Annotated in this window: 20 protein-coding genes; 4 read left to right on the top strand and 16 right to left on the bottom strand. The window is 38.3% G+C overall.

The features are described 5' to 3' along the window. The first annotated feature begins 845 nt into the window (after positions 1 to 845). The 4 genes from JWR61_RS04055 to JWR61_RS04040 all read left to right on the top strand — a co-directional run bounded on the left by JWR61_RS04055 (position 846) and on the right by JWR61_RS04040 (position 3,357). Positions 846 to 1,172: a hypothetical protein gene (locus JWR61_RS04055; RefSeq protein ID WP_301926572.1), complete on the top strand. Its 327-nt coding sequence runs from the start codon at positions 846 to 848 to the stop codon at positions 1,170 to 1,172. Between the two features lie 126 nt (positions 1,173 to 1,298). Beyond that, entirely contained in the window at positions 1,299 to 2,489 is a 1,191-nt protein-coding gene (locus tag JWR61_RS04050; protein ID WP_301926571.1) for a 6-bladed beta-propeller, read from the top strand. Then, complete coding sequence (locus tag JWR61_RS04045; protein WP_301926570.1) at positions 2,486 to 3,127, top strand: hypothetical protein; 642 nt, start codon at positions 2,486 to 2,488, stop codon at positions 3,125 to 3,127. Before JWR61_RS04050 ends, JWR61_RS04045 begins: the two co-directional genes overlap by 4 nt. 5 nt (positions 3,128 to 3,132) lie before the next feature. Continuing rightward, positions 3,133 to 3,357 carry a PLDc N-terminal domain-containing protein gene (locus JWR61_RS04040; protein ID WP_301926569.1) on the top strand — a complete coding sequence of 75 codons (225 nt, stop codon included), beginning with the start codon at positions 3,133 to 3,135 and terminating at the stop codon, positions 3,355 to 3,357. Positions 3,358 to 3,595: 238 nt separating this feature from the next. On the opposite strand, the gene JWR61_RS04035 is transcribed toward JWR61_RS04040, so the two are convergent. The 16 genes from JWR61_RS04035 to JWR61_RS03960 form a co-directional block, all read right to left on the bottom strand. Beyond that, positions 3,596 to 4,525, bottom strand: a complete 930-nt coding sequence (locus JWR61_RS04035) for a phosphatase PAP2 family protein (RefSeq protein WP_301926568.1) — start codon at positions 4,523 to 4,525, stop codon at positions 3,596 to 3,598. Beyond that, a complete protein-coding gene (locus JWR61_RS04030) occupies positions 4,525 to 5,154 on the bottom strand; it encodes a sterol desaturase family protein (protein ID WP_290340596.1) in 630 nt (209 codons plus the stop codon). Before JWR61_RS04030 ends, JWR61_RS04035 begins: the two co-directional genes overlap by 1 nt. A 23-nt stretch (positions 5,155 to 5,177) precedes the next feature. Beyond that, positions 5,178 to 5,717, bottom strand: coding sequence for a DUF4833 domain-containing protein (locus tag JWR61_RS04025; RefSeq protein ID WP_290340597.1), 540 nt, complete (start codon positions 5,715 to 5,717; stop codon positions 5,178 to 5,180). Between the two features lie 10 nt (positions 5,718 to 5,727). Continuing rightward, positions 5,728 to 6,438 carry a CDP-alcohol phosphatidyltransferase family protein gene (locus JWR61_RS04020; RefSeq protein WP_301926567.1) on the bottom strand — a complete coding sequence of 237 codons (711 nt, stop codon included), beginning with the start codon at positions 6,436 to 6,438 and terminating at the stop codon, positions 5,728 to 5,730. A gap of 18 nt (positions 6,439 to 6,456) precedes the next feature. Further along, positions 6,457 to 9,012 carry a DUF5686 and carboxypeptidase-like regulatory domain-containing protein gene (locus JWR61_RS04015; protein ID WP_301926566.1) on the bottom strand — a complete coding sequence of 852 codons (2,556 nt, stop codon included), beginning with the start codon at positions 9,010 to 9,012 and terminating at the stop codon, positions 6,457 to 6,459. After that, positions 9,009 to 9,389, bottom strand: a complete 381-nt coding sequence (locus JWR61_RS04010; protein WP_301926565.1) for a GtrA family protein — start codon at positions 9,387 to 9,389, stop codon at positions 9,009 to 9,011. The genes JWR61_RS04015 and JWR61_RS04010 overlap by 4 nt, the downstream gene beginning before the upstream one ends. After that, positions 9,389 to 9,844 carry a phosphatidylglycerophosphatase A gene (locus JWR61_RS04005; protein WP_301926564.1) on the bottom strand — a complete coding sequence of 152 codons (456 nt, stop codon included), beginning with the start codon at positions 9,842 to 9,844 and terminating at the stop codon, positions 9,389 to 9,391. The genes JWR61_RS04010 and JWR61_RS04005 overlap by 1 nt, the downstream gene beginning before the upstream one ends. A gap of 64 nt (positions 9,845 to 9,908) precedes the next feature. Beyond that, positions 9,909 to 10,892: an NAD(P)-dependent oxidoreductase gene (locus tag JWR61_RS04000; protein ID WP_301926563.1), complete on the bottom strand. Its 984-nt coding sequence runs from the start codon at positions 10,890 to 10,892 to the stop codon at positions 9,909 to 9,911. Then, positions 10,889 to 12,010: a hypothetical protein gene (locus JWR61_RS03995; protein WP_301926562.1), complete on the bottom strand. Its 1,122-nt coding sequence runs from the start codon at positions 12,008 to 12,010 to the stop codon at positions 10,889 to 10,891. The genes JWR61_RS04000 and JWR61_RS03995 overlap by 4 nt, the downstream gene beginning before the upstream one ends. Beyond that, entirely contained in the window at positions 12,007 to 13,218 is a 1,212-nt protein-coding gene (locus JWR61_RS03990) for an aminotransferase class I/II-fold pyridoxal phosphate-dependent enzyme (RefSeq protein ID WP_301926561.1), read from the bottom strand. The genes JWR61_RS03995 and JWR61_RS03990 overlap by 4 nt, the downstream gene beginning before the upstream one ends. Before the next feature lie 75 nt (positions 13,219 to 13,293). Beyond that, on the bottom strand, positions 13,294 to 13,734 hold the full coding sequence (locus JWR61_RS03985; protein ID WP_290340607.1) for a MarR family winged helix-turn-helix transcriptional regulator: 441 nt from the start codon (positions 13,732 to 13,734) through the stop codon (positions 13,294 to 13,296). Between the two features lie 395 nt (positions 13,735 to 14,129). Further along, entirely contained in the window at positions 14,130 to 15,131 is a 1,002-nt protein-coding gene (locus JWR61_RS03980; protein WP_301926560.1) for an aldo/keto reductase, read from the bottom strand. Positions 15,132 to 15,480: 349 nt separating this feature from the next. After that, on the bottom strand, positions 15,481 to 16,359 hold the full coding sequence (locus JWR61_RS03975) for a sugar phosphate isomerase/epimerase (RefSeq protein ID WP_301926559.1): 879 nt from the start codon (positions 16,357 to 16,359) through the stop codon (positions 15,481 to 15,483). A 61-nt stretch (positions 16,360 to 16,420) separates the two neighbouring features. Next, positions 16,421 to 17,341, bottom strand: a complete 921-nt coding sequence (locus JWR61_RS03970; protein ID WP_301926558.1) for an alpha/beta hydrolase — start codon at positions 17,339 to 17,341, stop codon at positions 16,421 to 16,423. 92 nt (positions 17,342 to 17,433) lie between these two features. Beyond that, entirely contained in the window at positions 17,434 to 17,997 is a 564-nt protein-coding gene (locus JWR61_RS03965) for a gluconate 2-dehydrogenase subunit 3 family protein (protein WP_301926557.1), read from the bottom strand. Between the two features lie 22 nt (positions 17,998 to 18,019). After that, the gene (locus JWR61_RS03960; RefSeq protein WP_301926556.1) at positions 18,020 to 19,732 is read right to left on the bottom strand and encodes a GMC oxidoreductase; all 1,713 of its coding nucleotides are present in this window, start codon (positions 19,730 to 19,732) and stop codon (positions 18,020 to 18,022) included. Positions 19,733 to 19,805: the final 73 nt, after the last annotated feature.

The raw sequence follows: 19,805 nt of genomic DNA, 5'->3' as shown, positions 1-19,805 counted from the left end.
TGCAAAAGCAATAAACGAGCAAACCAAAAATTAAATAGCTATTTAGTGACAACCATGGCAAAGCCGAAGCCAGAAAAAGAGGCAATTTTTAACTTTTAAAACTTAAGAAATGAAAAGAAAATCTTTTTTGAAAATTTTCACAACACTGATGGTTTTGTTGGTAGTAAGTTTTGCGGTGCTAAGTTCCCAAAGGTCACATGCCCAAAATTCCTCAAGATTTAACGACGTAGTTTTTTCAAGTGCCAAAGGTGGTTCCAAAAGTGTAACGCCTATGATGAACGGTCAAGGATGCTATATCATCACAATCCTAGACTGCGGTCTCGGTTTAGGACAACAATCCTTCTGTAGTTTCACTGGAGTGTACGGTGCTCCCTACGATTGTGAGGGTTTCGGCTGTTATGGTTCTATTACACATAGACATTGCGTTCTTGCGCCTTAAAATTGTTGGGGCTGTATCATATTTGTGATACAGCCTCTTTGTATTTATGAACCTGAGAAACGCTAACTCAACCTCTCTCCTTAGGAAGATAATATGGCTCGTTATTATGATCTTAAAAGTAGTAAGATTATTCTAAATACGATTTTATTTTTGAATACCTTCTTACAACCTTTATTCGACAAAAACATTCTAAAGTATTTGTACTCAAAATATTTGTATCCAACATTTCAATACAACTTTTTATTAAAATATTTCGATGGCCTTCGGATAAAGGGAGAATGCTGTATGCCCTGCAAAAGCAATAAACGAGCAAACCAAAAATTAAAATTTGTCTTCATAGTTACATTAACATGACAAAGCCGACCCATAACAAGAAGCAATTTTTAAACCTTTAAAATTTAAAGAAATGAAAAAATCTTTTTTGAAAGTTTTTACAGCCCTGACGGTAATATTGGCAGGAAGTTTTGCAGTGCTAAGTTTCCAAAGTTCTCATGCACAAAATTCCTCAAAATTTAATGACATAGCTTTTTCAGGTACCAAGGGTGCTTCCAAAAGCGTAACCCCTATGATGAACGGTCAAGGATGTTATATCATCACTGTATTAAATTGTGGTTTCGACTTAGGGCAACAATCTTTTTGCAGTTTCACAGGGGTATATGGTGCTCCTTACGATTGCGAGGGTTTTGGCTGCTACGGTACCATTACCCACAGACATTGCGTTCTTGCACCCTAAATTGCTTAGGCTGTATCATATTTGTGATACAGCCTCTTTATTTATGTAGCTGAGACACATTAACTTAATCTCTCTTTTTAGGCAGATAATTAAGTTTTAAGATAGTCTTAGTAAAAGTTAATTTATATGAAATTTCTACAACCCTTTTTTTTTATTGGCTGCTTCGTGTTGTTAGCATCATGTTCGAATACTACTTCTAAATCACATCAAATAATAAGTATTGATAATTCAAAAATTCTGGATGTCAAAAATGTTTCTAACTACATCGCGTCAATAAAAATTATTCCATTAATCGAGGATGATAAAAATCACTTTGCAAGTGTTTTCAAAGTGCTTATCTCCCATAATAAATATTTAATTTATGATCGCTTAAATTCGAATAAGATTCTTTTATTCAATGCAGATGGCTCGTTCAACAAATTGGTCTGTAAGGTAGGTGACAATGTCAATTATCCATTAAATATGACTGATATGTGGCTTACAAAAGATGGGGACCTTGAAGTTTACGACTATGCGCAAATGGAAGTTATTAAATTTGATTCTCTTTTTGTTCGCACTTCATCGTTTAAATCAAAAAAGCTAAATCATTTTATTAGCTTAATGAACACAGGTAACGGGTATGTCGGTTATGCAAACTTTAGTGATTACAATAGCCCGTTTCATGACAAGTTCTATTCAATTGCATTTTTGGATGACAAGCTTGAGATAAATAAGGTAGATCAATTCTTCGACAAGAAGTTGCAAGGTGTTCTTTGGCCCATATACGGACAGCATTTTTCGAAATTAGGCGATTCTATTCGTTTCATTAAATCGTACGACAATATTGTATATAATATTGTGGATAATATGTTGTTTGAAAGATATGAAATAAAATATAGGTACAACAATCCACCAAAAGATATATTCAAAATCGTAAAAGATAGTCTGGAGCTTTTTAAGGATCGACATATTTCACCTAACATACGTGCAGAACTTTTTAAAAATTACGCAATGTTACAGGGGGCTTGGAATGAAACGCCTCAATATATTTTAATCCGATCAAAGGATACTTCAGGACTTTATGGAAACCCTTTTGTAACGTTATACAACAAAGGTGTAAATCAGGAAATGTTTAGCGCAAGGAAGTTAGTTGATACAATCAATTATAACATGCAATTGCCCAATTTTATCTATTATGACAACCAGTCTAATGAATTTATCTCAGTTGTTCCAGGCATTGAGCTTAAAAAATTACTTTACCCAAACAGTGTTTTCAAAAATATTATTTCTGACTCACCTTATCAATTCTATGTAGTAAAAGCAAAATTTATTATATGAAAAAAACAACAACTATAATAATTTTTTCGATCTTGGTGGTCTCATTTTTTTTCGCACTTTATTTCTATAATAAATTACTGATTGCTAATGAAAATCTATATGTAGATTTACAGAGCGAGATGTCCCAATTGGATTTATTAAAATATAAACAAGATTATTTAATAAAGACAATTGAAATTTCCGGAAAGGAAAATAATAAGTTCTACGAATTTGGTAGTCTTAAATATTTTGAACTGTCTGACGGGGATAAAATAAATCCACAAAAAATTTCCAATTTATTACAAAAAGACCGAGAAACACTTATCGTTAGGTATACAGAAATTGGCTGTAATTCATGTACTGACAGCACTTTTGCTATAATGGAAGGACAGAAACCCTCATTAAAGGAAAAATATAATATTATAGTATTGGTGGATTTTTCTAATTCTGATGCCTATTTGAAGTGGAAAAAGCTCGCAAATATTACATACCCTGTTTACTGGTGTGAAAAAGGGCTTTTCCCTTTTGAAATAGAAAATGGAAATACTTCTTATATATTTACTATTAGTCACAACTCGGCAGCAAATAATTTTTTCGTTCCTAAAAGCAATTTTTCTGAAATCATCAAAATTTATTTCAATAACCTCAATTTAAAATAAAATTTATGAAACTTCTATTTGCAATTCCCCATGGAGCTCAATGGTTCTTTGTGTTAGCTGTTATAGCCGGACTTTTTTTTTGGATTTATACTATTGTGTCAATAGTAAAAACAAAATTCAGTAATGATTCTGTAAAATTAATCTGGTTATTAATTTCTATTTTCTTAGGATTTATTGGAGCGGTTATTTATACAATTTTTGGCAGGCCTACTCATACAAATGTGGCTTAGGAATTTCTCATAAGCATAAGAACTAGAAGGAAACAGCAAGATAAGGTATAATTGCAACAACAACTTGCTTGGAAGTACTTGCAAATAAAAAATCAAATTGGCTTCCAGTAACTCTAGGGTAAAATATTTAGGGCTGATCTAATTGAACCGAACGACCTGGAGGCAAATCTTAATCAGAGTTAAGTGTTTCAAACCCCCACGTTTAGCTCACTATCATCTCCAACCTTTCCTATTGCCACTATATTTTAGAATGATAAAACCGCAAAAATTTCTGCACTGACGGCACTCTTAATATCAGCTGCTGAAAGATAGCAATCCCTGCAATGGCGCAGGTTATACCAGCCAATACATCTAGCACATAATGATGGCTTGTGTACACAGCGGCAAACCAAATGCCGGCCATTACAATTGCAAATACAATATTCACCCAGCCCAATTTTTCCCGTATGCCGTAGTATAATACAATTACCGGGTACGACGAATGCAAAGAGGGCATAGCAGCAAATACATTGCTGCTTTTGGCATAAATTCCTTTAAATATGCCGGCGTTAAAATAGTCATCAAATCGCTGAAGGCCTGCGCTATTGCCGGGCGTATGGGCAATAAAAGCGGCTCCATATTTTTGAAAATACCAGGGTGGCGCCGCAGGATAAACATAGTAGATTACAAAGCCTATAAAATTCACCAGCACAAAAGTTAACGCAAACTGTAAAAAAATTTCTTTGTCCTTAAAAAATAACCATGCCGCAAACGCAAGCGGTACGGGTACCCAGCACAGGTAAAACACTCCTGTCATGATATCGAGGAAAGCGCAGGAATGCAGCAACCAAAATTCGTTGGGGGTTATCAGTTTTTCATTGTGATGAATACCAAAGAAGGATAATTCTGTATTGTGCAATTGCAAGATATGGACGTCATTGTAAGCGTAATTGGGAAACGCTTTCATATAGTCAAATATGATCCAGTACACTATGAAAATGGCAAACCCAATAATGAATTTTCTGCTGAGGGCAGTACTGAAATAAGCTGCGCAAAAAATAAAAGACAATAACAGCTGGTCCGAATTAAACCCAATTAAAAAAAAGGAAGCCAGCAGGTATATGGCAACAATACAAATTACAATTGCTGCCTGCTTAACAGAATAAAAACCAGTAACATTTTTTGTCATTAACTTTTATTGGATTGCCTGGAAAAACCAGTTCGCAAAATGATATCCCAAAGCGAACTGCTAACGCCATAACCCTTATCAGGATCCTGATAATGGTGCAGCATGTGATGCTGCTTAATTTTTTTCATGATGCCACTTTTAAAATTATGATGATGCATAGCGTAATGAAGCATATCATAACACAAGTAGCCCAGTAAAAATCCGGGAAAAAATGAAAACAACAATTGCGATACCAGGAAGCTTTTAAACAAAAAATAGAACAAAGTAGCCAGCGGAATACTTACCGATGGAGGTAAAACCAAGCGTTTTTTATCCCTGGGATAATCATGGTGAACGCCGTGAAATATAAAGTGTACTTTTCTACCAAATTCAGAAGTCGGATGGTAATGAAAAATAAAACGGTGCATAACATATTCTGTTAACGTCCACACTCCCAGGCCGATTAAAAAATACAATCCAAAATTTATAAAACTTGCGCCTGCTGAAAATGCTTTGTATATAAAAATAAAAATAGCTGGTACAAAAATAAATAAGGGTACAGCAAAATGAACCTTGGAAAGGCTTTCCATCAAATCACTCTTAAACATCCTTATCGATTCCTCAGAATTTGAAACATATGTCTTTTTCATTGCTGTCAATTTAAATGGTAGAATTAAATTTTTAACCGCTCTGTTACCGGTGAATGCGTTGCCGGATCAACTCCGCTCACTTCAACATACTCCACATTGGGTGACCAAAATGAGCCGCCCTTGATAGCAACATAAATACGTGTTAGTATCGCAGGCTTTTTATTGATGGTAGTGAACACATGATATTGATTATCGGCCGACAGCATCAGGTACATTTTGTATTTTTTGTACGATACAAAATTAAGTTCGTACTTATTTTCACCAATTGCTTTTGACTTTACCCCATAGGCGAATTTCCTTTGTATATAACTCAGGTCTTCTATTTGCCCTTTTTCCTGGTAGCGTATCCAGAAAACACGAATGGGATCTTCTTTATCTACCGTTCCGTCTTTATAATTTAATTCACATACTATGGTATTGGTATTAGGGGTGCGTTGCAAAAAAAACAACTGTTTAGCATTGCCTTCCGGCACAGGAAAAACTTTTTCCTGCGCTAATGCAAAGTTAAATACAAGCTCACCAATGAATAGAATTACAATAAAAAATAATCTTTTTAAATTCATAAATTTTCGTTTACCGGCCTTTAGCCTCCAATGCCTTTTTTGCATTCCTTAGTCTTTTAATTGCTGTTATATTAGTTAATACTGCCATTACTGCTATTGGCAGGGTAAAAATCGTCATCGTTTCAAATACATGAAAAGAAATGCCAGGCACATAGTATTTATAATTCCCCCCAATAAAGTGACCGGTAATGCCACATGCAATGGCAGATAAAGCCAAAAGAATCACCCTTTCCGGCCTTTGCATTAACCCTCCGCTGTTCTGAATACCCAACCCTTCACTTCGTGCCCGGATATAGCTTACCATCATAGAGCCTATCATGGCAATAAATGCAGCTAGTGAACTTATAAAATAGTGATGCGACACCAGGTAATAACAAATACCTAAAAACATAATTAATTCGCTGTACCTGTCTAACACTGAGTCGAACAAAGCGCCGAAAGACGAACTCATATTTCCCAACCTGGCTACCTGGCCGTCGAGCATATCAAACAGCCCGGCAAATAAAATCAATGCGCCAGCCCAACCCACGTAGGAAAGATCACCGCGGTTACCCTGTTCGGCGCCTTTTATAAATACAATCGCCACCATAATATTTAATACAAGCCCGGTAACTGTTACCAGGTTTGGCGTAAATCCAATTTTTATCAATCCCCTTACCAGTGGATTAATTACTTTATAAATTCCTTTTTGCAGCTTGTCTCTTACTAAAGTATCTTCCATACTTTCAACTTTTAATGATTAAAAATCAAACTTAACCCTCGTTCTTATTCCCCAGGTTGAAATGTCGGGGTGATCAAGGTAGGCGAATCTTTTTACAAGATCAACCCGTAAAAACTTAAAAATATTTGCAATGCCTACACTTGCTTCCATATACGGAGCCCTGCTTAATGAATAAGTTGTTGGAACCCCCAATGGCCCGGCTTTTGGGAAATTATATACATCCTGGTTTTTTGCAGGATTATTTTCATCCCTTAAGCCACCATACAATATTTTAAAGCTACCCACTTCTCTCAGTTTCAATTTTTTTAGTAATGGAATCTTATTAAAAATAAAACCATTTAAATACAAATCAGTATTAACGGCTGCATAATTATCACTTACAAATTCCATAAAATTCATCAGGTTATATGCATTCAGCTGATAGGCATAACTTTGATTGGCACGATGAATATCCAGCAAAGGAAAAGGCACCTGCCCAAAAATATGACCGCCTTCCAGCGTTACATCGAGATAACCCAGCTGGGATAAATAACATCGTTTAGCAATGGCAAGTGTTAGCTGCTGGTAATTATACTGACCCTTTAAAAAGCCTTTTATCCCATCTTGTAACCGCAGTGTAAAAATGGGAAATTTGTTCCGGATAGGCGTACGGAAATTGATGCCCTGGTAAAATTGTTCATTCGGCGCCCACCTTAATTCCGCAGTAAATTCTGAAGTGGTAATGTTTTGTATAGTATCTAATCCCATATTGGCAGGCTTTTCAAAAACTAATGAGCCGGCCGGCGTTTGTTTTAAATTTTGGTAGCGGATTTTATATGTAAAGTTTTTACCAAATTCGTGCACATACTCCAGCTTATAGCTGCTTTGGTAAAACCATTTATCAGTTGTACCTCTTTTAAAAGACAGTAAAAAATTATCTTCCGGTGCAAAAACCAATTCCTGACCGGGCAAAGCTGTTTCATACTGGCGGGTAAACTTTACATAATTAAGCGGGTAGGTGTAAATTGATTTGGCATTGAAAGAATAAGCACCGGCAAGCAGGTATTTGTATTTCTTATCTTTAAAACCATAGCCGCCATAACCTTCCAGGTAAAACCTTTTGCTAAAATCAGTGGTGGTACGGCCACCTACCTTAGCCCTGAAACCTTCCAGCGAATTAAAGCTGTAAAAAGTATTTGTATTGCCGATCTGAATCGGACCAAATTTAATCCAGCCCGAAAAAAGCAAGGTGGCAATTTTGAGTGTATTCTTAAACGACTTCATGTTTTTTAGACTGTCGATATTGGAATACACTTTTGCTTCTACATTAGATAATTGCTGGTGCCTGCTGGATATCCAGAAACTGTCGCTTTCACTTCCGGGGGTATTTACTATCACCTCATCACTGCCTGTATATGTAGTGTCTGCAGCTGGTTTATTAATTTCAAAATTTTTAAATGATACCGTTCTTTCACCAAGTATACCGGAAGCTGAATTTTGCCGTAGCGCAAACTCAGCCTTCATACTGCTCTTTATTACATGATACCTTCCATCTGCAGGATTCTTTTCAAAATTCTGGTCAATTTTTAATTCTCTTGCCCAGTTAAGATTTGCTTTTTTACTGACGGATAAATTAATTTTTTGCACGCCATAATTGCCGTCGAGTGTTACATACATTACCCCCCTGAATAAAAGATCAGTAGTATTGCGGGGCATAAAGTTTAGTCTGATGAGTTTGATACCATCGTTTTCAACTGTATCGGTAATAAAAAAACGGTAAAATGTTGGCGCCATATCAGCAATGGGGCTCAGGAATTGCGAAGTTAAAACAACAATATTATTATCATAGATATTGATGTCGGCATACAATCTTTTAAGGTAAGAGGTGATCCCCTTATCATCAATTAAATCTCCATAATTCACTTTTTTGGATGCCAGTATGTAAGACTTGTTTTTAAGCGGATTTTTTCTGTAATAGTTTTGAGCCAGCTTTTCTTCCAGGTATACAGGCACCAACGCTTTGCCTTCAAGCGTTGTAGTATCTACATTTTCAAGAATAAACTTATAGTTTTTAAACAACCGGTTATTCATTATTTTTTCCGGCTTATTTGTCAAAGAAAGACCAAGCTTCTCATATTGCTGGTACTGCACATAGTCGTATGCTGTTATCCTGTTTTTCTCTTTATTTGCAATTACCTTATCAATTAACTCTACCGCAGGATTGTTTTTATTTCTGTACTTACCACGTTTTGCTTTTATAACAACCGTGCTTAAAGAATTGGTAGTCTCCAGATCAATATTGATTGTTTGCTCTGTACCCGGGACAATTTTTTTTGTTATTTTTTTGTAACCGGTGTAAGAAAATACAAGCGCTGTATACCTGCCATTATTGGATGATATAGAGTAGCTGCCGTCGTCATTACTGGTCACGCCGTTGCCTCCCTGGAAATAAACACTTACAAATGCAAGCGGCTCCTGGGTAACAGCATCTCTTATAAAACCTTTAACCGAAGTTTGGGCAGTTACTGTAATGGCACACATCAGCATTAAAAAAAATAACACACCCAGCTTCGTCCGGCAATTTTTAATTTTCATCCCTTGTTTTTAAACACATACCTTTTCTGAATGTGGTAATTGTATGTAAAGGCCACAATAATTGAAACAGTGACTTTCGCAATTATATATTGAATTTTAAACAGCTTAATCAGCACATATAATCCGGCGGTATTTAAAAATAAATTTCCCGTCCATGTTATAAGGTATCTTCTGCCTTGTAATCCCATTGAGTGGTCGCGTACCTTAAAAACCCAATGCCTGCCAATGAAAAAATTTACAAATCCTCCAACAACAGTTCCCGTAACGCCCGCCATTAAAGGATCTGCAGATAAAAACTTAACCAGCAAAATGGTAACAAGGTAATCGCAAAAACTGGCAGTTAAAGAAGCCACATTTACTTTTAGAAATGTTTTCATTACAAAAAATATTGAATTTGCAACAGCAGTTGAATAAGTATCAGAGCATAAATGCCCGCCAGTATATCATCCGCCATTACGCCCCAACCCCCGGGCCACTTTTCCAGGTATTTTATGCCAAGCGGTTTCACAATATCAAAAAACCTGAAAAGCATAAGTGCAATAAAAGCGTACGCCGGTTTATGTGGCACAAATAATAAAGCAATGGCCATCCCGGCTACTTCATCTATCACCACCTTACTGCTGTCTTTTCCCCAAACCGCATCTACTTCGTTGCCGCATATAACACCCGCCACAATAATAAAAATGGTTATTACCATCTGCCAGACTGAATCTGTATAGGCGGCAGGCAGCAATAACCATATAATACAATATAACAAAGCCGCAATTGTACCGCCTCCCTTACCTACGTAACCTATGCCCAGTACAGATGCTATTGTTTTATAAATCTTCATTACAGTCTTTCAACAAGCTTACGGCAATCAGCTGTTCTATTTAAAAATCCACTCCAAATTCCTTTCACAACAACCTGTTTTTTTTATACCAGTCTATGCTATTTTGTAATCCGTTTGTAAGACTGAATTTTGGTTTAAAGTTTAAATCTTCTCTTGCTTTACTAATATCACAATACCAGTTAGCAGCCGCCAGTTCGTGCAATTTTTCCCTGTTAATTACCGCAGGCTTGTTTATCCAGCCGTTGGCAGTTTCCAAAAAATAAGCCAATACTTTTATTAAAGGCATTGGTATATGAAACCGCAATGCCTTTTTATTTAATATTTTTTTTGTGATATCTGCAAATTCATACCTGCCGTACTTATTGCCATCCGTAATATTATAAACACCTTTCGCATCACAAAACAGAGACTGCACTGCTACTGTTGCCACATCTGCTGCATGAACAAAACTAAGTTGCTGAGCAATCCGTCCCATGTAAGGATCCATGCCCCTGCTAACAGTTTTCAGCATTATAAAAATATCTTTATCACCCGGACCATAAACAGCTGTCGGCCGCAAGGTAACAAGTGGTATGTTCAATTTTGACAGTTCATTCTCAGCTAACAACTTGCTTCTTCCATATGCAGTAACCGGCCTTGGTTCTTTTTGTTCTGTAATAGTATCAGCCAAATCAGTTGCCGGGCCAGCCGCAGCAAGGCTGCTGATAAATACCATTTTTTTAAAATGTACTTTGCTGATTTCTGCCGCCCTGGCCAGGTTGACCGAATTACCTGCGTTGATATCATTGTAATGCTGCTGCTTAACAGCTTTTGTTACACCAGCGGCATGAATTATATAATGAATGTTGTTGTCAGCAAGGATTTCAGCCATATCCTCAACATCATTGTAATCTAGAAAGACATATTTAACCGGCAATGCTTTCAGGTGATCAATCCTGCTGTTCTTTCTTACCGCAGCATACACTGACAGATTCTTTTCAAGTGCCGCTACTATTAAATGATACCCTAAAAAACCACTGGCACCTGTTATCAGGACGTTTTCAATCATATTGCTTTTTCAAGAATTCTGTACCGCTTGTACACCCTGGCGTTCATTTTTAACAGCCCGTTATTCATCATTTCGTTGTTCTCCAAAATCCAGGACGCTTCGCCACCTTTTATTTTTTTATCTATTGCACGCTGAATGATTTCTGAGTAAAAAAAAGCTTCAATTCCAACCCTTCTGTATTCCTTATTCACGCCCAGAGCTATCACCCTTACATAATCTATTTTCTTTTTACCAAACAATAATTTAAAAATACCAGTGGGCAATAACCGGCCATTTTTTATTTTAATCAATACCTGGTTAATGTCTGGAATTGCCAGGGCAAATCCGATTGCCTTTCCTTCATACTCAGCAACAAAAGCAAAATCCTTGTCCAGTATCAGTTTCAAATCTTTTGCCAGGTACCTGAATTCATCGTCCGTCATAGGTACAAAACCGGTGTTTTCCTGCCAGGCTGCATTGTATACTTTTAAAATATTTTTTACCTCGGTATCAAAATTTTTAAGGTTAATATTTCTAACGGTAATATTTCTATCCTTCAGCCTTTGAGCCAGTAATTCTTTTAACTTAATTGACTTTTTGTCTACGACGTTTGTGGGCAAATCATATGCTAAGAGATCTATGTTTTTTGTAAACCCTTCTGCAGTCAGTAAATCGAGATAGTACGGCTTATTATAAGTCATCATAGCAACTGCAGGAGAATCATATCCCTCAACGAGTAAACCCGCAGTTTCATTTGTAGATGGATTAACAGGCCCGATCATTTTAGTTGCACCATTTGCAACGAGCCATTTTTCTGCTTCGCTCAATAATTTTTTTGATACTTCGGGATCATTGTACAGATCGTAAAAACCAAAAAATCCTTCACTTACATTATTGAATTTATTGTGATTGTTATTCAAAATAGCTGCAATACGCCCTGTTAGCACTCCGTTTTTGTAAGCCAGGAAAAGCTGCATGGATGAATGATCGTGAAAAGGATGTTTGCCAGGTGTGAGAATGTCCCGCTGTGCAATGTGCAGTTCGGGAACATAATTTTTATCGCCCCGGTATAACTCATGCGGAAAATCTACAAAAGCAGCCAACTGCTTTTTGCTTTCGACCTTCTTTATTTCAATCATGCTCTTTTTACTTTTAGTAAAGGCACTTTCAATTTGTAAGAAACCTTTTTGATTTTCTCTACCGCATAATCAATTTGTTTAAAGGAATGCGTAGCCATTAATGAAAACCGGATCATAGATGAGTCACTGCTAACCGCAGGAGAAACTACAGGGTTTACAAAAATGCCTTCGTCCATCAGCATTTTCGCCATTAAGAAAGTTTTCTCATTATCTCTTACAAAAATTGGAATGATAGGTGATTCGGATAAGCCGATGTCAAAACCAGCCTTCTTAAAAGCATCCAGTGCATAGTTGGTATTGGCCCATAATTTTTCAATTCTCTGCGGCTCATTTTTTAATACAGTCAATGCAGCTAAAGCACTTGCGGTGGCTGCCGGTGTAATGCTCGCGCTGAAAATTAAAGAGCGGGCATGGTGTTTCAGGTATTCAATAATCACTTTGTCAGCTGCAATAAAACCACCGATAGAAGCCAGCGATTTACTGAATGTTCCCATTATAAGATCGACATTATGCGTGATGTTGTAGTGAGCGGCAGTTCCCTGTCCAGCAGGTCCGAGAACACCGAGAGAATGTGCATCATCCAGGAAAATTGACGCATTGTATTTTTTAGCGAGGGCAGCAATTTCGTCCAGTTTAGAGATGTCGCCTTCCATGCTGAATACCCCATCTGTAGCAATTATTTTAAATGCTTCATAAGGCACATTGCTCAATAATTTTTCAAGATGCGCCATATCAGAATGGCCATATTTATACAATTTAGAAAAAGATAAACGGGCGCCGTCGATAATGCAGGCATGGTTTAATTCGTCTGAAAATATATAATCTGTTCTTCCTCCTAAAGCAGAAAGTACGCCTACATTTACCTGGTAACCGGTACTAAAAACCAGTGCCGCTTCTTTGCCAACAAACTGGGCCAATGCTTCTTCCAGTTCAATATGTAAATCGAGTGTTCCATTTAAAAACCTGGAGCCGGCGCAGCCACTGCCATATTTATCAATGGCTTTTTTTCCTGCATCTTTTACAGCTGCATGATTGGTTAAACCAAGGTAACTGTTTGAGCCAAACATAAGCACCCGTTTACCGGCAATAATTACTTCAGTGTCCTGGTCACTCTCCAGTGGCCTGAAAAAAGGATAAATGTCAGCTGCTTTTAAATTTTCAGCAGTTTTGAAAGCGGATACTTTCTCTAGCAAGGTTTTATTAGTCATTGCAGTGTTTTAAAATGTTTCCTTAAGCGATATAATTACAAAAAATATTGGTACTTTTTCATTTTTATCAGACTGCTACTTACACTTTTCCTGAATTTTTGCGAGTACGTCCATACAGGTTTCCACGTCTTTTTCGCTGATTCCTTCCTTTAAAATTCCGTCCTGCCCCAAAAACTTTCCGTGCATAATATCAATGATTGATTTTCCTGTTGAGGTTAGCTCAATTACATTTTTCCTCCTGTCTCCTGCTACCGGTAATCTTTTCACAAATCCTTTTTCTTCCAAAATGTCAATGGACCGCAATATTGCAGATTTAGTTTTGTCCATCACCGTGGCAATATCCTGCTGTATCATTTCTTTGGTTGTGCTGCGTGACAAATAATATAACACCCCTAATTGCTCAAAGGTGATATCTTTTGTGATACCGGAAAAGGCTCCATTGATTGTTTTCAACAACAGTTTACCCGTGTGAACAATCATAAAACCAAGCGTATCCGGCATTTCTTTACAGTCCATATATCAATAGTTGCGTAGTAAACTATCGCAAAACTAACGATATATTCTTGTAAAGGTCAACTTTTTTTAAAAATAGGGATAACAGCGGTGATTGGTTGTTACTCATTGGTTAGTGATTAAAAGCTACTTTTCCGGTACAATCCGCAAGATAAAATCCCTGCTTTTTAAAAAATTACCGTTAAAATATTTTAACAAAATACGGGAGCATTAAAAGAAATAAATACTATAAAACAAGATAGTACAAATAGCGGAAACTGATTTTAAAACCTGTTTAATTTTTACAATATACTTATACAAGTTTTTAAGACAAAGGGAGGTTGTTTGAGTTGCCTGCTTTTGACCATATTGCTAATATAAATTTAAAAATTATCCTTTTTGTGTATCTGCCTTATCAACTAACCTATCTTCAAAATTTTTTCGATGGCAGTTAGCTCGTCGTTAGTAAAAGCCAGATTATTTAATGTGGCAAGATTGTCATTCAATTGTGCAACGGAGCTTACCCCTATCAAAACTGTAGTTATTCTTTTATCTTTTAATATCCATGCCAGCGCCATTTGTGCAAGCGATTGTCCACGCTTTTGAGCCAGATTGTTCAGAGCATTTAATTGAGATAAAACCTGCGGCGTAATGGCACTCGTTTGCAACGCACCATGCGCCTTGGCTGCTCTTGATTCTTCAGGAATATTTCCCTGCAAATATTTGTTGGTTAGCAGGCCCTGGGCCAGGGAAGAAAACGGGATACATCCAATGCCGTTGGCTTCGAGCTCATCCACCAGGCCATCTTCTACCCATCTTTCAAACATAGAATATTTTGGTTGATGGATGAGGCATGGCGTACCAAGGGCTTTTAGTATTTGAATAGCCTGTTTTGCTTCGGGCAACCGGTAGTTGGATAAGCCCGCGTACAATGCCTTACCACTTTTAACAATATCATGCAGGGCCATCATTGTTTCTTCCAAAGGTGTAGTTGGGTCAGGACGATGGGAATAAAAAATATCCACGTAATCCAATTGCATTCGTTGCAAACTTTGGTTAAGACTCGCTATTAAATATTTTCGTGACCCCCAGTCGCCATACGGGCCAGGCCACATGTTATAACCTGCCTTGCTGGAAATAATCAATTCGTCGCGTAGATAGCCAGGAAAATCCTTTTTCAAAATGCTGCCGAAATTTTCTTCCGCAGAGCCGGGAGGGGGGCCATAATTGTTTGCAAGATCGATGTGTGTAACGCCCTTATCAAAAGCCGCACGTATAATAGCACGGCCGGTTTCAAAATTATCTACGCCGCCGAAGTTATGCCATAAGCCAAGCGAAACAGCCGGTAAAAGTATGCCGCTTTTTCCGCAACGGTTATACGGCATAGTATCATATCGTGTAGAAGAAGGTGTGTAACTCATTTTTAATTTTTATGAACCGCTTTTACTGATTCCGTAAATTTTATGTCGGTTAACATTGGGGCAGTATTTTTCATGCGCTATTTACATTTTCACTTTTTATTGGTTTTAATGTAATGGTACTGCTTTTTGAAGTGTGCTGATTCACTTTCAATACCTGAAAATGGCTGTATGTCCCGGCATGCATCAATAGTTACCCTCATATTAGTAGCATGTTGTCTATTGATTTGTAGACTTGGTAAATATAAATTTAAAAGTAGCATTGATATATGACCCGTCTGTTTATTTGACAGACAAGAAAAAAATGGCCGGATAGCTAAGCTACACGGCCATTCAACTAATTTGGTGCTTTTTATTTCAGCAAATTCTTTTTCATGTAATCTGCACTGGTTTTAATACATTCAAACACAGGCCGTCTGTATTGCTCCTGTTCTACAAAAGTGTAATCGAGGCCAGCAATATTTTTGGCTGCGAATATTTTTTTCCAGTCAATTACCCCTTTGCCAACTTCGCAGGTTTGTCCTTTAGCGCCTGTTGCACTGGGCGCCTCCATATCTTTAATGTGCCACATCGGGAAACGACCCGGATATTTTTTAAACCAGTCAACAGGATTTTGTCCTGCGTTTTCAACCCAATACAAATCCATTTCAAACTTTACCAGTTTGGCATCCGTATTATTCAGCAGTATCTCGTACTTGGTAATATCGCCTTCTTTTTCAAATTCAAAATTATGGTTGTGGTAAGCTGTAGTAATGCCAGCTTTTGCACTCAATTCGCCACCTTTATTAAGGCGTTCCGCAATTCTTTTAAAATCATCGCCTGTTCTGTGTTTATCGTCCAAATAAGGGATGGTAACGTATTTATGGCCCAACAAGGTAGCATCTTCGATCAGGTATTTCCAGGTATCCCAGTTGTAGTCTGGTGCATGCAACATGTCAGATAAGCCATAATGGCCGCTGACTGTTTTTAAATTATTTTCTTTTAACATAGCGGAAAACTGCGCAACGGTATTGCCAAAATACATTCGGTTGTTGTAACCAAACAATTCAAGGTTGGTGTAACCAGCCGCTGATATTTTTCGAAGTGCATTTTTTAAATCTTTCACTTCATCCCTTACGGTGTACAATTGCAAACCGAGATCTTTATGCATTTTAAAGAGATCTGTTTTATTAACCATTAAGCCAGCAGCAAGCAGTGAGCTTTGCTGAATAAATTTTCTGCGTGTAAGCATGTGTGTGTTTTTAATTTTAAGATTTAAAGCGGCCCATATTAATACCGATCATATTGAATATCTATGGTGCAACCCAGCCATGATTCTGCATCCAGTTTTTGCACCGGTCTATCCATTGCTCATTTTTATTTTTCAAATGCAGCCCAAATCCATGCCCCCCTTTTTCGTACAGGTGCATCTCTGCATCAACATGATTTTTTAGTAAGGCCAGGTAAAATTCTACACTGTTTTGAACTCTTACCGCACCATCATCACTCGCATGCAGTAAAAAAGTGGGAGGTGTTTTATCCGTTACCTGCAACTCGTTGGAGTATTCAATTATTTTTTCAGCAGATGGGTTTTTACCCACCAGATTTTCGCGGGAGCCCATGTGAGCAAGGCTATCTGTAAAACTGATCACCGGATAAATCAATAACATAAAGTCCGGGCGAAGGCTGGTGTTGTTTGGATTATCAATGACTGCTTTATCAAAATGAGTTCCTGCAGTTGAAGCGAGATGGCCGCCGGCAGAAAAGCCCATGATGCCGATACTGGCAGGATTGATGTTCCATTTTTGGGCCCCCTCCCGAACAATTTTAATTGCTTGCTGCGCATCCTGTAACGGACCGATTTCAGGGTTTATCATAGTAGCACTGTTGGGAATTCGATATTTTACAACAAAAGCTGCAACGCCCATTTCTACAAATTTCTTTGCAAAATCTGCACCTTCATGGCCCGCTGCTAAAACAGCATAACCACCACCGGGGCAAATTACCACTGCGGCGCCAGTTGCTTTTTCTTTTGGCGGAAGATAAATTGTTAGCGTAGGCCTTGATACCTTACTGATGATCAATATACCATTTTGCTGTTCTGATTTTTCTTCGTCCGGTGCAGGCTTGCTGTTGGGTATCTTGTCTTTGTAAAGCGGGATAGTTGTCTGCGACATCAGTATTAATGGGGCAACATGAAAAAGGAATACTGCAAGGGCAATTTTTTTCATCATCGTTTTTATAAAGTCCTGTACATATCATTTTGCCCAAAGAAAATTCTTTGGGCAAAATGATTAATTAGTTCTTAGCAGGCAAAATATCAATACTAGGTAGCCCAGGCCTTATCCCCTTTTTTATATGGATAAGCACCATCATAATGGCCCGGTACCGCTATATAACGCAACGCCTGTGTGGCACCTTCTTTTGAAGTAAAGTACCCGAATAACGTTAACTGTTTCATCATAGTAAAATAATGGGCGGGGTCTTCCGGCTTTTTACTTTTCTGGTAATCTTTAGCTTCTTTATCAAGGCCTGTTAGTAAAGCAGTGCGCTGTTCAGGGGTAGCTTCCAGGAAAGATTTACCGTTTGCTTTTTTACTTGCTTCCTCCAGTTTACCAATGCCTTCATGAAAGATTTTCTGATCCTTATCTTCATAAGTATCATTCACCATCACTACCATAAACTGACCCACTTTGGCTGCTTTTGCACCCGGAGTTTTGGTGGCAGGTAAAATGGTTTCAGCAACTTCATCCAAAAAAGCGGTATCCGCTTCACCGAATGTTGGACCGCCAACCATAGGCCCGCTTTTACAACTGGTGAGCAATTCACCACCAATGAATGCACCGCCCGTTAAGGCCGCAATCATTTTTAATAGCTCTCTTCTTTCCATATTGATAGTTTTTATATGATTGTTATAAGTTTCCTTTTTTAAGTTCGTTCACAGCAAAATCCGCAGCCCTTGCAGTCAGCGCCATGTAAGTTAAAGAGGGATTCTGACATGCAGAAGAAGTCATGCAGGCTCCATCCGTTACAAATACATTCAGGCAATCCCAAAGCTGGTTGTTTTTATTTAACACAGATGTCTTTGGATCTTTTCCCATTCTTGCCGTACCCATTTCATGAATACCATGGCCCATAGCGTGACCCGTATCATGTGTCTTTACATTTTTAACGCCCGATGCTTCAAACATAGCTACCAGGTCTGTTAAAATATCCTTGCGCATTTTTAATTCGTTCTCTTTAATTTCTGCATCCATGGCAAGCACCGGCAATCCCCATTTATCTTTTACTGTTTTATCCAAAGTTATTTTATTCTCATGATAAGGTAATATTTCGCCGAAGCCGGTAGCACCGATGGTCCATGCACCAGGCTCTGTCAACGCTTCTTTAAAGTTACTACCAATATTCAATTCTGCAATTTCCCTGCTCCAGCCCTGGCGGGAAGCACTGCCCTGGTAACCGAAGCCACGCAGGTAATCTCTTTTATCGCCATACAAATTTGCAAACCGTGTAATGTAAAATCCGTTGGCACGGCGTCCAAATGTGGTCTCATTTTCATATCCTTCCACGGTGCCAGAAGCCCCCAGGTTATAATGATGATCCATAATGTTGTGTCCAAGTTCTCCGCTGCTGCTACCCAATCCATCAGTCCATACATCTGTAGCAGAATTCATTAAAACCCAGGCAGAGTTTAAGGTAGAGGCATTTAAAAAGACGATCTTACTAAAGAACTCATAAGTTTTATTGGTTTCTGCATCCAGTACTTCTACTCCTTTTGCCTTTTTGGTATCCTTATCATAAATAATTTTAGTAACAATGCTCCAGGGCCGCACCGTTATATTACCCGTAGCTTGTGCAGCTGGCAGGGTAGACGACTGTGTGCTGAAGTAGCCGCCGAAAGGACACCCTTCCCAGCAACGGTTGCGATACTGGCATTGGGTTCTGGCCTGCAGTGGTGCCGTTAAATTAGCCGTGCGCCCGATGATCATGTACCTGTTTTTAAACTGCTGTTTTATTCTTGCAGCAACATCTTTTTCCACGATATTTAACTCCATCGCCGGTAAAAAATGGCCGTCCGGCAGATGCGCCAATCCTTCCATTGAACCGCTGATGCCAGCAAATTTTTCAACATAATCGTACCAGGGTGCCAGATCCTTATATCTTATGGGCCAGTCTATCGCTACGCCATCTTTTGCATTGGCTTCAAAATCAAAATCGCTCCAGCGGTAGCTTTGCCTGCCCCATAAAACGGAGCGCCCCCCCACCTGGTAACTGCGCCACCAGGTAAAAGGCTTTATTTCTGTATAAGGACAATCTTTTTCGCTGGCCCAGGAATCCATTACTGGTTCACTGGCAGCCCAGCCCCGATGGATTACCGGGTAATCTTTTCGTTGTTGCAATGTGGTGTGGCCCCGGTGCTCAAATTCCCATGGATCTCTCCCAGCCGTTTTATAATCCTTGATATGCTCATGAGGCCGGCCACGTTCCAGCATCAGTACCTTTAAGCCTTTTTCTGTTAGCTCCTTGGCAGCCCAACCGCCGCTGATACCAGAACCTACTACGATGGCGTCATAGGTATTCTGGGTTTTGGCCTTATTATTTATCCCGGTTGAATCGCCTGGCATTGTGACAAATTAAAATTCAAAAATAAAAATTCAAAAAAGCGTATTCAAATGGGTTAGCTAGTACACTTATAAC

The sequence above is a fragment of the Ferruginibacter sp. genome, assembly GCF_028288465.1.
Classification (GTDB): domain Bacteria; phylum Bacteroidota; class Bacteroidia; order Chitinophagales; family Chitinophagaceae; genus Ferruginibacter.
The sequence above is the reverse complement of the archived record's forward strand: the minus strand, read 5'-3'. Positions and strand labels throughout refer to the sequence as shown.

Excerpts from the sequence above, each read along its gene's own strand:
- JWR61_RS04005 (WP_301926564.1), bottom strand. The coding sequence starts at position 9,844 with ATGAAGATTTATAAAACAATAGCATCTGTACTGGGCATAGGTTACGTA.
- JWR61_RS04010 (WP_301926565.1), bottom strand. The coding sequence starts at position 9,389 with ATGAAAACATTTCTAAAAGTAAATGTGGCTTCTTTAACTGCCAGTTTT.
- JWR61_RS03965 (WP_301926557.1), bottom strand. The coding sequence starts at position 17,997 with ATGGAAAGAAGAGAGCTATTAAAAATGATTGCGGCCTTAACGGGCGGT.
- JWR61_RS04055 (WP_301926572.1), top strand. The coding sequence starts at position 846 with ATGAAAAAATCTTTTTTGAAAGTTTTTACAGCCCTGACGGTAATATTG.
- JWR61_RS04050 (WP_301926571.1), top strand. The coding sequence starts at position 1,299 with ATGAAATTTCTACAACCCTTTTTTTTTATTGGCTGCTTCGTGTTGTTA.
- JWR61_RS04025 (WP_290340597.1), bottom strand. The coding sequence starts at position 5,717 with ATGAATTTAAAAAGATTATTTTTTATTGTAATTCTATTCATTGGTGAG.
- JWR61_RS04045 (WP_301926570.1), top strand. The coding sequence starts at position 2,486 with ATGAAAAAAACAACAACTATAATAATTTTTTCGATCTTGGTGGTCTCA.
- JWR61_RS04020 (WP_301926567.1), bottom strand. The coding sequence starts at position 6,438 with ATGGAAGATACTTTAGTAAGAGACAAGCTGCAAAAAGGAATTTATAAA.
- JWR61_RS04000 (WP_301926563.1), bottom strand. The coding sequence starts at position 10,892 with ATGATTGAAAACGTCCTGATAACAGGTGCCAGTGGTTTTTTAGGGTAT.
- JWR61_RS03970 (WP_301926558.1), bottom strand. The coding sequence starts at position 17,341 with ATGATGAAAAAAATTGCCCTTGCAGTATTCCTTTTTCATGTTGCCCCA.
- JWR61_RS03980 (WP_301926560.1), bottom strand. The coding sequence starts at position 15,131 with ATGAGTTACACACCTTCTTCTACACGATATGATACTATGCCGTATAAC.
- JWR61_RS03960 (WP_301926556.1), bottom strand. The coding sequence starts at position 19,732 with ATGCCAGGCGATTCAACCGGGATAAATAATAAGGCCAAAACCCAGAAT.
- JWR61_RS03990 (WP_301926561.1), bottom strand. The coding sequence starts at position 13,218 with ATGACTAATAAAACCTTGCTAGAGAAAGTATCCGCTTTCAAAACTGCT.
- JWR61_RS03975 (WP_301926559.1), bottom strand. The coding sequence starts at position 16,359 with ATGCTTACACGCAGAAAATTTATTCAGCAAAGCTCACTGCTTGCTGCT.
- JWR61_RS03985 (WP_290340607.1), bottom strand. The coding sequence starts at position 13,734 with ATGGACTGTAAAGAAATGCCGGATACGCTTGGTTTTATGATTGTTCAC.
- JWR61_RS03995 (WP_301926562.1), bottom strand. The coding sequence starts at position 12,010 with ATGATTGAAATAAAGAAGGTCGAAAGCAAAAAGCAGTTGGCTGCTTTT.
- JWR61_RS04015 (WP_301926566.1), bottom strand. The coding sequence starts at position 9,012 with ATGAAAATTAAAAATTGCCGGACGAAGCTGGGTGTGTTATTTTTTTTA.
- JWR61_RS04030 (WP_290340596.1), bottom strand. The coding sequence starts at position 5,154 with ATGAAAAAGACATATGTTTCAAATTCTGAGGAATCGATAAGGATGTTT.
- JWR61_RS04040 (WP_301926569.1), top strand. The coding sequence starts at position 3,133 with ATGAAACTTCTATTTGCAATTCCCCATGGAGCTCAATGGTTCTTTGTG.
- JWR61_RS04035 (WP_301926568.1), bottom strand. The coding sequence starts at position 4,525 with ATGACAAAAAATGTTACTGGTTTTTATTCTGTTAAGCAGGCAGCAATT.